The sequence below is a fragment of the Halogranum gelatinilyticum genome (assembly GCF_900103715.1).
Taxonomy (GTDB): domain Archaea; phylum Halobacteriota; class Halobacteria; order Halobacteriales; family Haloferacaceae; genus Halogranum; species Halogranum gelatinilyticum.
Genome location: NZ_FNHL01000001.1, coordinates 411,434 through 427,705 on the forward strand (window position 1 = coordinate 411,434; position 16,272 = coordinate 427,705).

General features: G+C 68.2%; 15 protein-coding genes. 11 read left to right on the top strand and 4 right to left on the bottom strand.

Translation table 11 applies throughout. From position 1 onward, the window contains the following. The first annotated feature begins 203 nt into the window (after nt 1–203). On the top strand, nt 204–422 hold the full coding sequence (locus tag BLR57_RS02100; RefSeq protein WP_089693668.1) for a DUF7511 domain-containing protein: 219 nt from the start codon (nt 204–206) through the stop codon (nt 420–422). Between the two features lie 7 nt (nt 423–429). Here BLR57_RS02100 and BLR57_RS02105 read toward each other — a convergent pair whose 3' ends face one another. Further along, nucleotides 430–1,506, bottom strand: coding sequence for a pyridoxal-phosphate dependent enzyme (locus BLR57_RS02105; protein ID WP_089693670.1), 1,077 nt, complete (start codon nt 1,504–1,506; stop codon nt 430–432). A gap of 116 nt (nt 1,507–1,622) precedes the next feature. Between BLR57_RS02105 and BLR57_RS02110 the strand changes: the two genes are divergently transcribed. Continuing rightward, entirely contained in the window at nt 1,623–2,315 is a 693-nt protein-coding gene (locus BLR57_RS02110) for a class I SAM-dependent methyltransferase (protein WP_089693672.1), read from the top strand. A 13-nt stretch (nt 2,316–2,328) separates the two neighbouring features. Here BLR57_RS02110 and BLR57_RS02115 read toward each other — a convergent pair whose 3' ends face one another. Both BLR57_RS02115 and BLR57_RS02120 read right to left on the bottom strand, forming a co-directional pair. Beyond that, nucleotides 2,329–3,030: a DNA methyltransferase gene (locus tag BLR57_RS02115; protein WP_170830536.1), complete on the bottom strand. Its 702-nt coding sequence runs from the start codon at nt 3,028–3,030 to the stop codon at nt 2,329–2,331. Nucleotides 3,031–3,067: 37 nt separating this feature from the next. After that, the gene (locus BLR57_RS02120) at nt 3,068–4,024 is read right to left on the bottom strand and encodes a succinylglutamate desuccinylase/aspartoacylase family protein (RefSeq protein ID WP_089693674.1); all 957 of its coding nucleotides are present in this window, start codon (nt 4,022–4,024) and stop codon (nt 3,068–3,070) included. Nucleotides 4,025–4,161: 137 nt separating this feature from the next. On the opposite strand from BLR57_RS02120, the gene BLR57_RS02125 reads away from it, so the two are divergent. Together BLR57_RS02125 and BLR57_RS02130 are read left to right on the top strand one after the other, a co-directional pair. Next, on the top strand, nt 4,162–4,836 hold the full coding sequence (locus BLR57_RS02125; RefSeq protein WP_089693676.1) for a DUF7504 family protein: 675 nt from the start codon (nt 4,162–4,164) through the stop codon (nt 4,834–4,836). 10 nt (nt 4,837–4,846) lie between these two features. Next, nucleotides 4,847–6,967, top strand: a complete 2,121-nt coding sequence (locus tag BLR57_RS02130; RefSeq protein ID WP_139173264.1) for a caspase family protein — start codon at nt 4,847–4,849, stop codon at nt 6,965–6,967. On the opposite strand, the gene BLR57_RS20015 is transcribed toward BLR57_RS02130, so the two are convergent. After that, nucleotides 6,964–7,083 (bottom strand): DUF7503 family protein, encoded by a 120-nt coding sequence (locus BLR57_RS20015; protein ID WP_449271665.1) that lies wholly within the window; start codon nt 7,081–7,083, stop codon nt 6,964–6,966. The two genes, BLR57_RS02130 and BLR57_RS20015, sit on opposite strands and share 4 nt — an antisense overlap. A 183-nt stretch (nt 7,084–7,266) precedes the next feature. Between BLR57_RS20015 and BLR57_RS02135 the strand changes: the two genes are divergently transcribed. The 7 genes from BLR57_RS02135 to kdgK1 all read left to right on the top strand — a co-directional run bounded on the left by BLR57_RS02135 (nt 7,267) and on the right by kdgK1 (nt 16,271). After that, entirely contained in the window at nt 7,267–8,586 is a 1,320-nt protein-coding gene (locus BLR57_RS02135; RefSeq protein ID WP_089693680.1) for an MFS transporter, read from the top strand. Between the two features lie 92 nt (nt 8,587–8,678). Further along, nucleotides 8,679–9,350: a hypothetical protein gene (locus BLR57_RS02140; protein WP_089693682.1), complete on the top strand. Its 672-nt coding sequence runs from the start codon at nt 8,679–8,681 to the stop codon at nt 9,348–9,350. Nucleotides 9,351–9,412: 62 nt separating this feature from the next. After that, complete coding sequence (mutS, locus tag BLR57_RS02145; protein WP_089693684.1) at nt 9,413–12,133, top strand: DNA mismatch repair protein MutS; 2,721 nt, start codon at nt 9,413–9,415, stop codon at nt 12,131–12,133. Next, entirely contained in the window at nt 12,130–12,546 is a 417-nt protein-coding gene (locus BLR57_RS02150) for an NUDIX hydrolase (RefSeq protein ID WP_089693686.1), read from the top strand. Before mutS ends, BLR57_RS02150 begins: the two co-directional genes overlap by 4 nt. After that, a complete protein-coding gene (locus tag BLR57_RS02155) occupies nt 12,543–12,953 on the top strand; it encodes an NUDIX hydrolase (protein ID WP_089693689.1) in 411 nt (136 codons plus the stop codon). Before BLR57_RS02150 ends, BLR57_RS02155 begins: the two co-directional genes overlap by 4 nt. Beyond that, complete coding sequence (gene mutL / locus BLR57_RS02160; RefSeq protein ID WP_089693691.1) at nt 12,950–15,253, top strand: DNA mismatch repair endonuclease MutL; 2,304 nt, start codon at nt 12,950–12,952, stop codon at nt 15,251–15,253. The genes BLR57_RS02155 and mutL overlap by 4 nt, the downstream gene beginning before the upstream one ends. Before the next feature lie 58 nt (nt 15,254–15,311). Then, nucleotides 15,312–16,271 carry a bifunctional 2-dehydro-3-deoxygluconokinase/2-dehydro-3-deoxygalactonokinase gene (gene kdgK1, locus BLR57_RS02165; RefSeq protein ID WP_089693693.1) on the top strand — a complete coding sequence of 320 codons (960 nt, stop codon included), beginning with the start codon at nt 15,312–15,314 and terminating at the stop codon, nt 16,269–16,271. Nucleotide 16,272 lies beyond the last annotated feature (1 nt).

Genomic DNA, 16,272 nt, shown 5'->3' on the forward strand with positions numbered 1-16,272 from the left:
CTGCCGGGCGTGACGAATCACTCGAACGGAGCCGGTTCTCTCGTCGTTACGACCATCCTAACGCCGATTCCGCTGAGAAACGTCGCCATACCGCGGCGACCGACAGGGCGTTCGTCCGTTTACCGTCCCCATACCCAAGGCCCCGCTTGACGTCTCTCCGAGCGACGGCGCGGCCGTCCCGACCGCGTCGCCAGGAGCCACCAATGACCCGTCCCGACCCCGACCCCGAGCCGTCGACCGACTTGCCCACCCCAGCCACCGACCTCGATTCGTGGCCCGTCTTCGAGATGGACTACGCCATCGATTCGACAGACGACGGCGACCAGTGTACGCTCTATCCGCGTGACCTCGGCGAGGAACTCCGCGGGCAGTGGATCGCCGCGAGCGTCGGCTCGTTCGTTGCCGTCGAGTCGCTCCGGTGAGCGCGACCTAGTTCTTCAGCCCGCTGCCCGTCAGCGGCACGACCACGTCCGCGTCCGCTTCGAGGACGCCCCGCTCGCGATAGGCGCGGAGCGCGGCCGGGGCGGTCGCACACGTCGGCTCGGTGTAGAATCCCGCAGCGTGCAGCCGTTCCAGTTCCGTTTCGACGGCCGCCTCGCCGAGCGCGATGGCGTCGCCGTCGGTCTCGGCGATGGCTCCCAGAATCTCCCCGCGGCGGACGGGGTCGCGGATCTGTATCCCGTCGGCGACGTCGTTGACGCCCTCGCTTTCGCCGTGAATCTCGTCGGCGATGGGCGCGTAGCCCGCGGCCTGCGCGCCGAGTAGCCGCGGCATTCGGTCGGTCCAGCCCGCTTCGAGCAGCGCGCGGAAGCCCCGGTACGCGCCGAGAAAGAGCGTCCCGTGACCCAGGGGGAGGACGACGGCGTCCGGCACGTCCCAGTCGCGCTGGAGGGCGATCTCGTAGGCGACCGTGGCTGTTCCGGCGAAGAACGCGGGGTTCCACGCGTGGCTGGCGTACCAGCCTTCGCCCGACGCGACTGCCTCCAGACAGGCGTCGGTGACGGCCTCGCGACTCCCTTCGACACGGACCGGCGTCGCCCCCGCCCGCTCGATGGCGCGGAGCTTCGAGGCCTTGACCGACGCCGGAACGTAGATGTCGGCGTCGATGCCGGCGCGGGCGGCGTAGGTCGCGATGGCCGCACCCGCGTTACCCGAGGAGTCATCGACGACCTTCTCGACACCCAACGCGGCCGCCCGCGACAGCGTCGTCGTCGCGCCGCGGTCCTTGAAACTCCCCGTCGGGAAGACGTACTCCAGTTTGAACTCGGCGTTCCATTCCGGGGCGTCGACGAGCGGCGTGGTCCCCTCGCCGAGCGTCACCTCCCGGCTCACGGGCAGGAACTCGTCGAACGACCAGAGGCCGCGGCGCGTGTCGAACGCCCCTGCGTCGGGTGCCGGTCCCTCGGGGAGGGGCGTCTCGGCGAAGTCGAGCGGCTGGCCGCACTCGCACCGCCAACGGTCGGCGTAGGTCGCGTCGCAGGCGGGGCAGTGAAGAGAGGTCGGCATGGCCGGAGAGACGTGGAGAGGCGACCAGTAGGTGACGGTTCCGTCTCTCGCCCCGGCGACTGTTCGCCGACGTGGCGGACACGTTTATCAGTCAACGGGACACTTGGTCCGCAACGGTGCCCGACGAGACGACGTTCACGGTCGACGAGGAGTTTCGGCTCATCGGCCGGACGTTCGAGGAGTATCGTGCGATGTTCGGTCTCGACGCGACCGAACTCGTCGACACGCGAGTCCTCGACTGTCCGGGCGGCCCGGGTGCGTTCACCGCCGTCGCCTCGGCCGTCGGTGCCGACGTGACCGCCGTCGATCCTGCGTACGGCCCACCGGCAAGCGACCTCGGCCCGGTCTGCGACCAGGCGGTCACCGAGACAGTGACACAGCTCCACGAGAAGCGCGACCTGTTCGTCTGGGACTTCTACGGCGACGTGGAGACGCGTGGGCGGTATCTCCGGGCGGCCTACGAGCGTTTCCTGACCGACTACGAGCGTCACCCGAACCGCTACGTCGAGGCCGCACTTCCCGACCTGCCCTTCCCCGACGATTCGTTCGACCTGACGCTCTCCGCGAATCTCCTCTTTCTCTACGACGACCGCCTCTCCAGCGAGTTCCACCACGCGGCCGTCGACGAACTGCTCCGCGTCACGCGCGGCGAGGTGCGGCTGTTCCCGCTGGCGTCGCTGGACCGCGAACGGTCGGTATTCGTCGACAGGGTGGTCGGCCGGTTACGCGAGCAGGATATCGAGACCGAGTTCCGGCCGGTCGACTACGAGTTCCAGCCGGGAGCGACCGAGATGCTTGTACTGTCGTAGCGGGACGCGTTCCTCACCGTGCACCTCCTTCGACATCGTAGACGAGACAGTAGCTGTGGTCGTAGCCGTAGCCGTAGGCTCCGTTGCTGTCGTCGCCCCCACGTCCGTCACTTTCCCTGCCGTCCCACGTGACGACGATCTCGCCACGAAAGTCGAACGCGTCCGTCTCGGCGAGGCACTTCCCGACGTCCCACGCGAGGGTGACCACCCCGTCCTCGGTCTTCAGATTCGCGATGTCGACCACGAGCGTCGCGTCGGCAGCCATCCATCCGGCGACGTGCTCGAACGCCCGAACGATGTCGTTGAGGTAGTCCTCGTACGTCGTCTCGCTGTCGGGGTCGTAGTTGCGGAAGGGATCGACACCCTCGGCCCACCCGATGTACGGCGGCGAGGTGAGACAGCAGTCGGCGGGTGGGAAGGCGGCGTCGAGGTCGAAGACGTCGCCGTGGACGAGGTTCTCGGGGTCGGCGATGCGCTCGCGGACGAACGTCGCACGGTCGGCGTCGACCTCGACGCCGTAGGCAACGCGACCCAGTCTCTCGGCGACGGTGAGCGTCGTGCCGAAGCCGGCGAAGGGGTCCAACACGGTCTCACCCGGGTCGGTGAACGCCTCGACGAGCTGCTCGACGAGCACCGCTGGGGTCCGGACGTCGTTATCGACGTGGTCCGGGAGGGCGTCGGACCGCCTGGTGGGCAGCGAGAGATGGGTTTTCACTCCGTAGTGATTGGGACAGCGGAGGAAAAAGGGTGGCTCAGTACGTGTCGACGTTCTTGCCGACCGAGCAGACGTACTCGCCGCTTGCGACCTGCGGGAGCCGACGCGACCGCCAGAAGATGCCCTCGTTGTCGGCGGTGACGCGGGCTTTGAGCGTCCCGAAGACGTCTGTCACCTCGAACAGCGTGTCACCCGACGAGACCGACTCGCCGAGTTCCTTCTGGAAGTCGACGAGTCCCCCGGCGGGCGAGCCGTACTGGTCGAAGCTCTTCGCACGGGTCTGTTCTTCCGGCTGGACGTCCCCGTCGAGGAAGCCGTAGTAGGTGAGGACGTTGAACACGCCCTGGACGCCGAGACGGATGCTCTCGTCGTCCCAGCCGACAGAGCCGCCGAGTTCGGGGTCGATGGTCGGGATGCCCTCGCTCGGGGCGACACGGGCGAGTTGGCCGTCGGGTCCCTTCTGGTCGATGACGTGGCCGCAGCCGAAGACCTTCGCGAGCTGGAGACATTCGCGGTGCATCCGGTGGCGACGGCCGCAACGGACGCGGACCTCGTTTATCATCCGGCTCGTCGACCCCTGGTGGAGGTCGAGGACGAGGTCGGCTCGCCGGGCCGCCTCGAAGGTGGCGGCGGCGATGCGCTCGCTGGAGGTGCCGTTCTTGTCGCCGGGATACGCCCGGTTCATCTTCGTGTCGTCGATGGGGTTGCGGTGTTCGGCGACCTGGAACGCGTGGTAGTTGACGATGCCGACGACGAGCACCGTCCCGGCGAGTTCGGTCGGGTCGAGCTGCGGGACGACTTCGCGGACGACACCGACACCGTTGAGTTCGTCGCCGTCGCTGGCTGCCTGGATATAGAGCGTCTTCCCGTCCCGTGCACCGTTGATTACGGCGACGGGCAGGCCGATGGGGCTGCCGTCGCGGCTCTCGCCGACGTCGAGCCGTCCGGTGTCGATCTCACCGGGGGCCGCGCTCGCGGTTCCGAGCGTAGTCATTGTGAACGAGATGGACGCACCCGACTTTAGGTGTTCGGTCCACCGAAGCGGGCCGACGCCGTCTCCGTGCCGTCCCGACTTCGGACCCGTGCCAGCCGCGAAACATTTAACCCCACCTGCCGGGTACGAAAAGTCCAATGCGAACAAGAGACGTGTGTCGTGGTGACGAAGCACGCACCCTCGACGACGTGCTCTCACGGCTGAAACGCCGCGGCTGCGCGCTCTTGGTGACCGGCTGTGTGGGCGACGACGTGTCCGCACGGCTGACCCGACGGCTCCTCGGCAGCCCGGCCGAACAGCGCCGCCGACTGCTCGTTCTCTCGGGTGCCGACGCCGACCGCGTCGCGACCAGACTCCCACCGGGCGTCGCCGCCTCCGACCCCGACGTCCGCGTCGTCGACGTGACGGCGACGGACCGCTCGACCGCCGTCGACACCCCCCGAGGCGCGCCGTCCGACGCGTCCGGCCCGTCCGCCATCGAGGTGTTGCAGGTGTTCACCGACGCGGTCGACGCGCTCGACGACGGCGACCTCGACCCGTCGGAACTCCGTGTCGCCTTCGACCCGCTGTGTCCCCTGCTCGGACGGGACGACGAGGCGAGTGCCCGGTTTCTGCGTGTCGCGACGGCACTCGTCCGCGACGCGACCGGCATGGGCCACTTTCATCTCCCCGTCGCCGACGACAGTCCGCGCATCGACGCGCTGGGCCACTGGTTCGACGCACGCATCGAACTGCGCCACCGCGACGGTCTCGCCCCCGAACAGCGGTGGCATCTCCCGGAGTACGGTACGACCCCGTGGGTGAGATTATGAGGTGGTCGGCGTGACGGTCCGGTTCGAGCAGGTGAGTGCCACCCGTCTCCGCGTCGTCGACGACATCGAACACACCTCGTTCGAGGTCGGGACGTTCGAGGAGACCCGGCCGGAGACGACGGCCGGAGAGCGGTTCCGACTGCCGGTCGACGCGGCCGTCGGGGTCGAAACCTCCGGGCTCCAACTCCCGAAGCTGATGGGCGTCGTCGTCCGCAACGGCGACGGGGAGACGGTCGCCCAGTCGTCGAACCGAGAACCGGTGGTCCTCCCCCGTGGACGCTACACGCTCGAAGTCAACACCGCACCGATGAAGCTCTACATCGCCGTCGACGCACCGCTCAGAGTCACCTACGGGACCGGCTCTACGGACATCAGGTTCGACAGATCTGCTGCGGTCGCACTCGGCGCGCGGTCGTTCCACGAACAGCCCGCCGGGACGGTGACGACGACGATGGAGCCGGAGACGTTGATGCGGGCGGTCGCGACGCTGGGGTCGTCGCTGCAGACCATCTCGCCCGAACGGTCGTTTCCGACGCTTCGGGGCCATCCGCCGTTGCTCCGGGTCGGCGACGAGTTCGACGTCCCCGACGGTATCGAGCGCCCCGACACGGAGCTGACGCTCGTCCTCCCGCGCGACCCGGCGGCCGTCTTCGCGGCGACGCCGGTGGCGTACTATCTCGGTGCCGACGTGGTGCCGGGCGAGACGCCACGGCTCGACGGGCCCGGCTGGTCACATCAGCTGACGGCCGACACCGACCTCGAAACCGGCCTCGCGCGGACGCTCAGACAGACCTTCTTCCTCGACTGCCTCACCCGGACCGAGGGCTACTATCCGGTCGACCTCCACGAACGGGAGGCGGTCGAGGCGACGCTCCCGCTCGACTTCGGCGACCTCTACGGCCGACCGATGGCCGACCAGGTCGGCGCGTATCTCGACGTCCCGTTCGCCGACGTCGAGCCGTTGCTCCCCGAGTGGAACCTCACGACGGACGTCTGGCCCACGGCCGACAACGTCGAGATGCTGCCGTTCCTCGCGAAAGACCTCTCGCTCGTCCGGTGTCCGAGCGAGCGGTCGAGCGACTCGCTTCGCGCCGAGCCGAAGGCGGTGAGCGACTTCTTCCGGGCGGCCGTGCCGGAGGACGGGCTGGCCCGCGGTGGCACGTCGAGCGACGACTCCTCGGAGGCGTCCCGAGGAACCGAGCGGCCCCCCGTCGACATCGTCACGCCCGAGCCGACGGAGACGGTCGAACACGCGTGGGTCGGCGACGGATACCCGCTCGGCGCGAGCAAGTCGACGCCCGAGAGCTACCGTCGGCGTCTCGACCGCGAGGCGACCGACCGCACGAGCATCGAGATCACCGTCGTCTGCAACGACCCGCAGATGCGCGACGAGGACGTCGTCGCCGACCTCTACGGCTGCCGTGAGCTGCTGGATTTCGAGGTCGAAGTCCACTACGACCTGACGCGAGACCAGCTGGTACAGGTCTTGGAGACGCCGACGAACTTCCTCCACTACATCGGCCACGTCGACGAGCGCGGACTGCAGTGCGCCGACGGCTATCTCGACGTGACGACCCTGGAGTGCGACGTTGCAGTCGACTCCTTTCTCCTGAACGCCTGCCAGTCACACGAGCAAGGCGAGGCACTCCTGGACCGCGGGAGCTACGCGGGCGTCGTGACGCTCTCGGATGTGGCGAACGCCTCGGCGACGGCCTTCGGCCAGACCATCGCCCGGCTGTTGAACTGCGGGTTCACCTTCCGGTCGGCGTTGTCGGTGGCGCAGGAGGCGCACGTCGTCGGCTACCGGTACACCGTGTTGGGTGACGGCGGGATGTCGTTGTGTCAGGCGGAGAGCGGTGTGCTAGTCGTGCCAACGGTTGAGCCGTGTAGTGAAGACGGCTATCTCTCTGTACAATTTGACTTCTTCCCATCGAGGCAGCACGAAGTTGGCTCACTCGTCATTCCGTATCTACCGAATCAATCGAAATACTACCTCGCTACTGGTAAGAGCGAACGCAAGTGTTTGCGTCTCTCCGACTTCCGTGAGTTTCTGGAACTGGAGACGACTCCCGTCTGGACCTCGTCGGGTCTCCGTTGGAGTTCCGAACTGGAACTCTCTGAACTCGACTAAGGACCGCGGATACTGCCTGCATTGTTCGCCACGACACTGCCTGCCTGCGATAACAGGAGGAGCGTCGTGAACAGGACGCCGGTCAGTCGTGGGTTCTGCTTCAGGTAGGTTGCCATTTCTTGCTTCATCGCACTTCTTTGTATCACGTTGTTTGAATTGAAATTATCTAAAGAAATATGTCACGTAAACTATGAACCAAAATCCAATTCACTGCTATGTACCGCACGAGAGCCCTCCCCATCCCTCCGGAGACCGCCTCGCTCCAGTGTCGTTTTGTCGGTGCCCGCAGAGACGGAGATATGGACAACGAGGACGTGAATCCGCTGGACACGTTCCGGCAGTTCTTCGCGTTGCAGGGCGACGTGCTCGTCCTCTCGGTCGCCATGTTCGCCTTCAGCCTCGGCTTCCAGATGACCGGCCGGTATATGCCGCGGTACATGAGCGTCCTCGGCGCGGGGAGCGTCGCCATCGGTCTCTACGGGAGCTTCGGCAACCTCATCAGTGCCGTCTACCCCTACCCCGGCGGCGCGCTCTCGGACCGCATCGGCTCTCGGGTCGCGCTGACGCTGTTCGGGCTGGCCTCGACGCTCGGCTTCGGCGTCTGGCTGTTCGCGCCCGCCTTCGGCTTTCTCACGCTCCCGCCGCTCGATCTCGGCGCGCTCTCCGTCGAGGCCGTCACCCTCCCCGTCGGTATCTTCCTCGGACTCGTGCTCTCGCAGGCCTGGAAGTCCTTCGGTCTCGGCGCGACGTTCGCCATCGTCAAGCAGAGCGTCCCGCCGGACCGCCTCGCGAGCGGCTTCGCGAGCACCGAGACCTTCCGCCGGACGGCCTTCCTGCTCGGCCCGCTGCTCGCCGCTGGCCTGCTCGCGACGGCAACCTTCGAGGTGGGGTTCCGGTACGTCCTCCTCGTGGCTGCTGGCTTCGGTCTCGTCGCCACCGCCCTCCAACACTGGCTCTACGATGCGGCCGAGGATTCGCTGGGGAAGTCCTTCGCGGGATTCTCGGCCGTCGTCGACGACGTGCGGGCGATGCCCGACCCGCTGCGACCCCTCCTGGTCGCCGACACGCTCGTCCGGTTCGCCAACGGGATGGTCTACACCTTCTTCGTCATCGTCGTCGTCGAGTTTCTGGCGGTCGGCGCGACGCTCCCGGTGGTTGGCGGGCTGAACCCCGACGCCTACTTCGGCGTCCTACTCGCCATCGAGATGGCCGTCGCGCTGCTCGTGATGGCTCCCGTCGCGGTGCTCGCGCGTCGCGTGGGACTCAAGCCCGTCGTCGCACTCGGCTTCGCCGTCTACGCGGTCTTCCCCGCCCTGCTCGTCTCCGCGCCGCCGAACGCACTCGTCCTCGCGCTGCTCTTCGCCTTCTCTGGGCTGCGGTTCGCAGGGCTGCCCGCGCACAAGGCACTCATCGTCGGTCCCGCCGAGGAGAATGCCGGCGGTCGGGTCGTCGGGACCTACTACCTCCTGCGGAACGTCGTGGTCATCCCGAGCGCGGCACTCGGCGGCTGGCTCTACTCGCAGTCGCCGGAGGTCGCCTTCGGCGTCGCGACCGTCGTCGGGGTGGTCGGCACCGGCTACTTCCTCGTCTTCGGCGAGGAGTTCGAGGCGTACGCGTAGGCGGCCCGAACGGAGCACCAACGACTCGTCTCCGACCGGACCCCCGCCGACCAGGCCGGAACGACTTTGCGACAGCCGGTCGTGCGCCAGCCATGGACAGACGATTCCCCGCAGTGCTCGCGCTCGCCCTCCTCGTCGCTCTCTCGGGCTGTGCGACGGTGACCGTCGACTCCGACGTCGCCGCCGACGGTAGCATCGACCGCTACGAACTCGACTTGACCACCTCGACGACCGTCTACGGCCTGCTCAACGACGCCGCCGTCGACGACGGTTTCGACTCCCTCGGCCAGCAGCTCCGCGCGAACGTCAACGTCTCGAACGCCGCCAACGTGTCCGTCGACGAGTCGCTCGACGGCGAGAACGCCTCCGTCACGCTCGTCGTCACCGAGTGGAACCCCGTCGACAACGACCGGCTGAACGTCACCCGGACGGACGGGAGCGTCGTCTACACCGACACGACGTTCTTCAACGCCTCCGTCGCCGACAGCGCGGCGGGCGGCGTCAGCCTCGCGGACTTCCGGCTGCGCTACACGGTGAATATGCCCGGCGACATCCAACGCGCCGAGGGCGCAGATTCGGTGAACGGCTCGACGGCGACCTACGAGTCCAGCGGACAGAACGCCTACTCGAACACGCGCGTCGAGGTCGAGAGCGACGCGCCGACGGGCGTCCTGAGTCCGGGCTTCGGCGTCGCCCCCGCGGTCGTCGCGGCGGTACTGCTGTCGCTTGCGGGTGCGGTCCTCGCGCGGCGTCGGTCGGAGTGAGTGCCGGAGCCATATCCCGCGAACCCACAGTGTTTTAGCCGCCGTCTCCCGCAGAACCGTGTATGACTGCAACGGGAATCGTCGGGGAGTTCCTCGCCCTCAAGGAGGAGACGGACGCCGATATTCTGGCGATGCAGTGCGGCGACTTCTACGAGTTCTTCGCCGACGACGCCGAGTTGGTCGCGAAGGAACTCGATCTCAAGGTGTCTCAGAAGTCCTCGCACGGCTCCTCCTACCCGATGGCGGGAGTCCCCCTCAACGACCTCACGCCCTACCTCAAGGCACTCGTCGAACGCGGCTACCGCGTCGCCGTCGCCGACCAGTACGAGACCGAGTCGGGCCACGCCCGCGAGATCACTCGCGTCGTCACGCCCGGCACGCTCTTGGAGACGACGGACGCCGACGCCCAGTATCTCGCCGCCGTCGTGAAGGATGCGGACGGCTTCGGTCTCGCCTTCGCCGACATCACGACGGGCCGTTTCCTCGTCACGGAGGTCGACGACGCGGCCGACGCCCACGCCGAACTGTACCGCTTCGCCCCCGCCGAAATCCTTCCTGGACCCACTCTCCGCGGCGACGACGACTTCCTCTCGGCCATCCGCGACGGCACCGACGCCTCCCTGTCGCTGCACGAGGCCGAGGCGTTCGCGCCCGGCCGCGCCCGTCACCGCGTCGGCCAGCAGTTCGGCGACGAGGCACTCGCCAGCGTCGGGCTGGACTCCGAACGCGCCGTCCGGGCTGCGGGAGCCGTCCTCGCCTACGTCGACGAGACGGGTGCCGGCGTGCTGCAGTCGATGACGCGGCTGCAGGCCTACCACGCCCGGGACCATCTCGAACTCGACGCGACGACCCAGCGCAACCTCGAACTCACGGAGACGATGCAGGGCAAGCGCGACGGCTCTCTCTTGGATACGCTCGACCACACCGTCACGAGTCCGGGCGGCCGGATGTTGCGGGAGTGGCTGACCCGCCCGCGACGCGACCCGGACGAACTGGAGCGCCGACAGGCCGCTGTCGAGGCACTCGCCTCGGAGGCGCTGGCCCGCGAGCGCGTCCGCGACACGCTCGACGGCGCGTACGACCTCGAACGGCTCGCCAGCCGGTCGGCCAGCGGAAGTGCCGGCGCGCGCGAACTGCTCTCCGTCCGTGACACGCTGGAAATCCTCCCCGCGCTCGCCGACGCCATCGCGGGCAGTCGGCTGGCCGACTCACCGCTGTCCGAGGTCGTCGACCGGCCGGACCGCGAGGCGGCGAAGGCCCTGCACGACGAACTCGACGACGCGCTCGCCGAGGAGCCGCCGAAGACGGTTACGCAGGGCGAACTGTTCCAGCGCGGCTACGACGACGAACTGGACGACCTCATCGAGCGGCACGAAGCTGCCAAAAACTGGCTCGACGACCTCGGTCCCCGCGAGAAGCGCGAACACGGCATCCAGCATCTCCAGGTCGACCGGAACAAAACTGATGGATATTACATCCAGGTCGGCAAGTCGAACACCGACAAGGTCCCCGAACATTACCGCGAAATCAAGACGCTCAAGAACTCGAAGCGGTACGTCACCGACGAACTGGAGGAGAAAGAGCGCGACATCCTGCGGCTCGAAGAAGTCCGCGGCGACCTCGAATACGAACTGTTCCAGGAGCTCCGCGAGCGGGTCGCGAGTGAGGCCGAACTCTTGCAGGACGTCGGTCGGGCACTCGCCGAGGTCGACACGCTCGCCTCGCTGGCGACGCACGCCGCCGGCAACGACTGGGTCCGTCCCGAGTTGGACGAGGGCGACGCACTCGACATCGAAGCGGGCCGCCACCCGGTCGTCGAGCAGACGACCGACTTCGTGCCGAACGACCTCCGACTCGACCGCGAGCGCGGCTTCCTCATCGTCACCGGGCCGAATATGTCCGGCAAGTCGACCTATATGCGACAGGCGGCGCTCATCACGCTCCTCGCACAGGTGGGGAGTTTCGTCCCGGCCCGCAGTGCCACGGTCGGCGTCGTCGACGGCATCTACACCCGTGTCGGCGCGCTCGACGAGTTGGCACAGGGTCGCTCGACGTTCATGGTCGAGATGCAAGAGTTGAGCAATATTCTGCACTCGGCGACCGAGGACTCGCTCGTCATCCTCGACGAGGTGGGGAGAGGGACCGCCACGTACGACGGTATCTCCATCGCGTGGGCCGCGACGGAGTATCTGCACAACGAGGTGCGGGCGAAGACGCTCTTCGCGACGCACTACCACGAGCTGACCGGTCTCGCCGACCATCTCCCGCGGGTTCAGAACGTCCACGTCGCGGCGGACGAGCGCGACGGCGACGTCACCTTCCTCCGAACCGTCGTCGACGGCCCGACCGACCGCTCTTACGGGATTCACGTCGCCGACCTCGCGGGCGTGCCGAAGCCCGTGGTCGACCGCGCGACCGACGTGCTCGACCGTCTGCGCAACGAGAAAGCCATCGAGGCGAAGGGTGGCGGGAGCGGCAAACCCGTCCAGGCCGTCTTCGACCTCGGCTCGGGGGAGTTCGCGGCCGGAAACAGCGCGAACGCGAGCGAAGCCGCTGGGGACGACGAGGAAGCGACGCAGGCTGCAGTCGCGGCGACGAACGGCCACGCCGCTGCCGAGACAACCGACTCGGCCGAGTCGACAACGGAGACCGGCCCCGCGCTCGACCCCGAAACCGAAGCGATTCTCGACGAGTTGCGCGGGACCGACGTCGAGGCGACCTCGCCACTCGAGTTGATGGCAAAGGTTCAACAGTGGCAGGACCGATTGGGAGACGAACGATGAGTGACGAACATCTGCAGGTGACGGTCAGCCAGAAGGCAGCGCTGTTCGGACCGAGCGGAGACCTCCTCCTCCTGCGCCGGGAGTCGAACGACGCGTGGGACATCCCCGGTGGCCGTCTCGGTGCGTCCGAGGACGTCGTCTCGGGACTGCGTCGCGAGGTCCGCGAGGAGACGGGTCTCGACATCGACGTCGAAGGCCCGGTCTACACCGAGGCGTGGGAGACCGACGCGGGCGACGGTCGCTACGCGGTCGTCTACCGCTGTGCGACCGACGAGCGGCGAGTCGAACTCGGCGAGGAACACCACGACTGGCAGTGGGCCGACCCCGAGGCAGCCGTCGAGACGGTCCCTGCGGCCTCGGACCTCCGCGTGGCACTCGAACGCGCAGTGACACGGCAGACGGTGCGGCGATGACGGAGGAACCACTGAGAGCGACGGTGAGCCAGCGGGCGGTACTGTTCGACGGCGAAGAAATGCTCGTCGTCCGCCGCGCGAGCGACGGCGGCTGGGAGCTCCCCGGCGGCCGCCTCGACGTCGGTGAGTCGACGGTCGACGGACTCCGCCGCGAGGTCCGCGAGGAGACGGGTCTCGACGTCGTCATTCGCCGCCCCATCTACACCATCTCGTGGCGCAACGACCGCGGCGAGGGGCGGTACGGCGTCTACTATCTCTGTGTCGCCGAGACGACGGCCGTCACGCTCAGCCACGAGCACACCGCGTACGACTGGCTCGCGCCGTCGGCGGCGGCCGACCGTCTGAGCGACACGCAGGCGACCGCCGTCGAGCGGGCACAGCGACTCCGGGAGGGAGGACTCGAATGACCGACCGCGAGGAAGCCACGGACCGGCCGACCATCCGGGCACTCGACCAGACGACGATCCAGCGCATCGCCGCGGGCGAGGTGGTCGAACGCCCCGCCAGCGTCGTCAAGGAACTCGTCGAGAACAGTCTCGACGCCGACGCCTCGCGCGTCTCGGTCGCCGTCCACAACGGCGGCAAGGACGGCGTCCGCGTCCGCGACGACGGCGTCGGCATGACCGCCGAGGAACTCGAACTCGCCGTCCAAGAGCACACGACGAGCAAGATCTCCGACATCGACGACCTCGAAACCGGCGTCGGGACGCTCGGCTTCCGCGGCGAAGCACTTCACACCATCAGTGCCGTCTCGCGGACGACCATCCGCTCGAAACCCCGCGACGTCGCCAGCGCGGGTGCGGAAGTCACCGTCGAGGGCGGCGACGTCGGCGAGGTCCGACCGGCGGGCTGTCCGGCGGGGACGACCATCGAGGTCGAGGACCTGTTTTTCAATACGCCTGCTCGCAAGAAGTTCCTCAAGACGGACGCGACGGAGTTCGACCACGTCAACACCGTCGTCACGCAGTACGCACTGGCGAACCCGGACGTCGCCGTCTCGCTCGAACACAACGACCGCGAGGTCTTCGCCACCGAGGGCCAGGGCAGTCTCGAATCGACGGTCCTGTCGGTCTACGGCCGCGAGGTCGCCGAGGCGATGACGCCCGTCGACGCCGACCCCGATAGCGACGCCGTCGCGGCCGTGTCGGGGCTCGTGAGCCACCCCGAGACGACGCGGTCGGGGCGAGAGTATCTCTCGACGTTCGTCAACGGCCGGTACGTCACCGCTGGCGTCCTCCGAGAGGCCGTCCTCGACGCCTACGGCGGCCAACTCGCCCCCGACCGCTACCCCTTCGCGGTGCTCTTCTTGGACGTTCCTCCCAATTCGGTCGACGTCAACGTTCACCCGCGAAAAATGGAGGTCCGTTTTGACGACGAATCCGGCGTGAAGGCGGCCGTCGAGTCGGCCGTCGAATCCGCGCTCTTGGAAGGCGGGCTGGTCCGGTCGTCGGCCCCGCGGGGGCGGTCTGCGCCCGACGAGACCGCGGTCGCGCCGGAGCGATCCGAAGAGTCGGAGCCGTCGCCAGCGACGGACACCGAGCGACCCGTCGGTGACGACGGTGTCGAATCGTCCGGTGATACGGCGGCGACGGGCGGTACTGACACCCACACCACTGATACTGCCGATACTACCGAGACTGCCAATACCGCCGACACTGCCGACACCGCGGCCACGGAGACCAGCACGGAGCCAGTCACCAGCGGGGAGCGTGAACCGGCCACGTCGGGCGGTGCAGCGGTGCGGGACCACGCAGACGACGGCGACGGGGACGCGTGGGTCGTCGACAACGCCCGCTCGGCCGAGTCGTCGTCAGCAGCGAGCCAGACCGAGGGCGACACCGACGTGACACCGGACTTCGGTGCGGCCACCGACGAGTGGGAGTTCCCCGAGCAGCACGAACGCGAGGACGACCCGGACGGCACGCGTCCCTCGCCCCGGTCGTGGCAGGCGTCCGAACAGCGTTCGCTCGGCGACGACGCTTCGGACGACGAAAGCGGTACGACGGACGCGACGCCCGAGTTCAGCGTCGCCGGGCCGACCAGCCAGCGCGCCCTCGACGGCGAGGAGGCCACTGTCGGCGGCGACTACGACAGTCTCCCCTCGCTGCGGGTGCTCGGCCAACTGTTCGACACCTACCTCGTCGCCGAGACGAGCAGTGGGCTCGTCCTCATCGACCAGCACGCCGCCGACGAGCGGGTGAACTACGAACGCCTCCAACGGGAGTTCCGCGACGGCGCGTCGGCGCAGGGGCTGGCCGACCCGGTCTCGCTCGAACTCACGGCGCGGGAGGCCGCGCTCTTCGAGGAGTACGCCGAGGCACTCGCCGAACTCGGCTTCGACGCCGAGCGGGTCGACGACCGGACGGTCGCGGTCCGCTCGGTGCCCGCGGTCTTCGACGCCACGCTGGACCCCGAACTCCTGCGGGACGCGCTGACGGCGTTCGTCACGGAGGAAGGCGGACAGAAGACCGTCGACGCCGTCGCCGACGACCTGCTCGCGGACCTCGCCTGTTACCCCTCCATCACGGGCAACACGTCGCTGACGGAGGGGTCCGTCGTCGACCTCCTCGAAGCGCTCGACGCCTGCGAGAACCCCTACGCCTGCCCGCACGGCCGTCCCGTCATCATCGAGTTCGACCGCGGCGAGATCGAAGACCGCTTCGAGCGCGACTATCCGGGCCACGCCGGGCGGCGTCGCGAGGAGTAACCGCCGCGGCTCCGCCGAACGACTGGGACTTATTAGCTCCCCTCCCGACCCCCCGCGTATGACAGATATCGTCACCTTCGGAGAGACGATGCTTCGCCTGTCGCCGCCCCGCGGCGACCGACTGGAGCGCGCCCGCGAGTTTGACGTGCAGGCCGGCGGCGCGGAGAGCAACGTCGCCGTCGCGGCCTCGAACCTCGGCTGTGAGACGACGTGGCTGTCGAAGCTGCCGGACTCGTCGCTCGGCCGTCGGGTCACATCGGAACTAGAGAGCTACGGCATCGACGCCGCCGTCGCGTGGGACGAACGCCCCGAGAGCCGCGTCGGCACCTACTATCTCGAATACGGTGGCTCGCCCCGGGGCACCAACGTCGTCTACGACCGCGCGGACGCCGCCATCACGACCGCGACGGCCGAGGAACTCCCGACCGACGCCATCGCCGACGCCGAGGTGTTCTACACGAGCGGCATCACGCCCGCGCTCTCCGAGACGGCCGCCGAGACGACGAAGACGCTGCTGCACCACGCCCAGGCGAACGGGACGGAGACGGCGTTCGACCTGAACTACCGGACGAAGCTCTGGTCGCCCGCCGAGGCCGCCGCGGGCTACCGCGAGCTGTTCCCCTACGTCGACGTGCTCGTCGCCCCCATCAGCGACGTCCGGACCTGCCTCGACCTCGACGGCGACGCCGTCGAAGTCGCCAACCATCTTGCCTCGACGTACGACTTCGATACGGTCGTCGTCACCCGCGGCGACAGCGGCTCGCTCGCGCTCCACGACGGCGAGGTCGCCGAACAGGGCGTCTTCGAGGCTGACACCTTCGACGCCATCGGCACCGGCGACGCCTTCGTCGGCGGCTTCCTCGCCCAGCGCGTCGCGGGCGCAGACCTCAAGGACTGTCTGGCCTACGGCGCGGCCACCGCGTCGCTCAAGCGGACCATCGGCGGCGACGTGGCACTCGTCACGCGCGAGGAAGTCGAGCGAGTCGTCACCGACGAGGGCGACGCCATCTCGCGGTAGT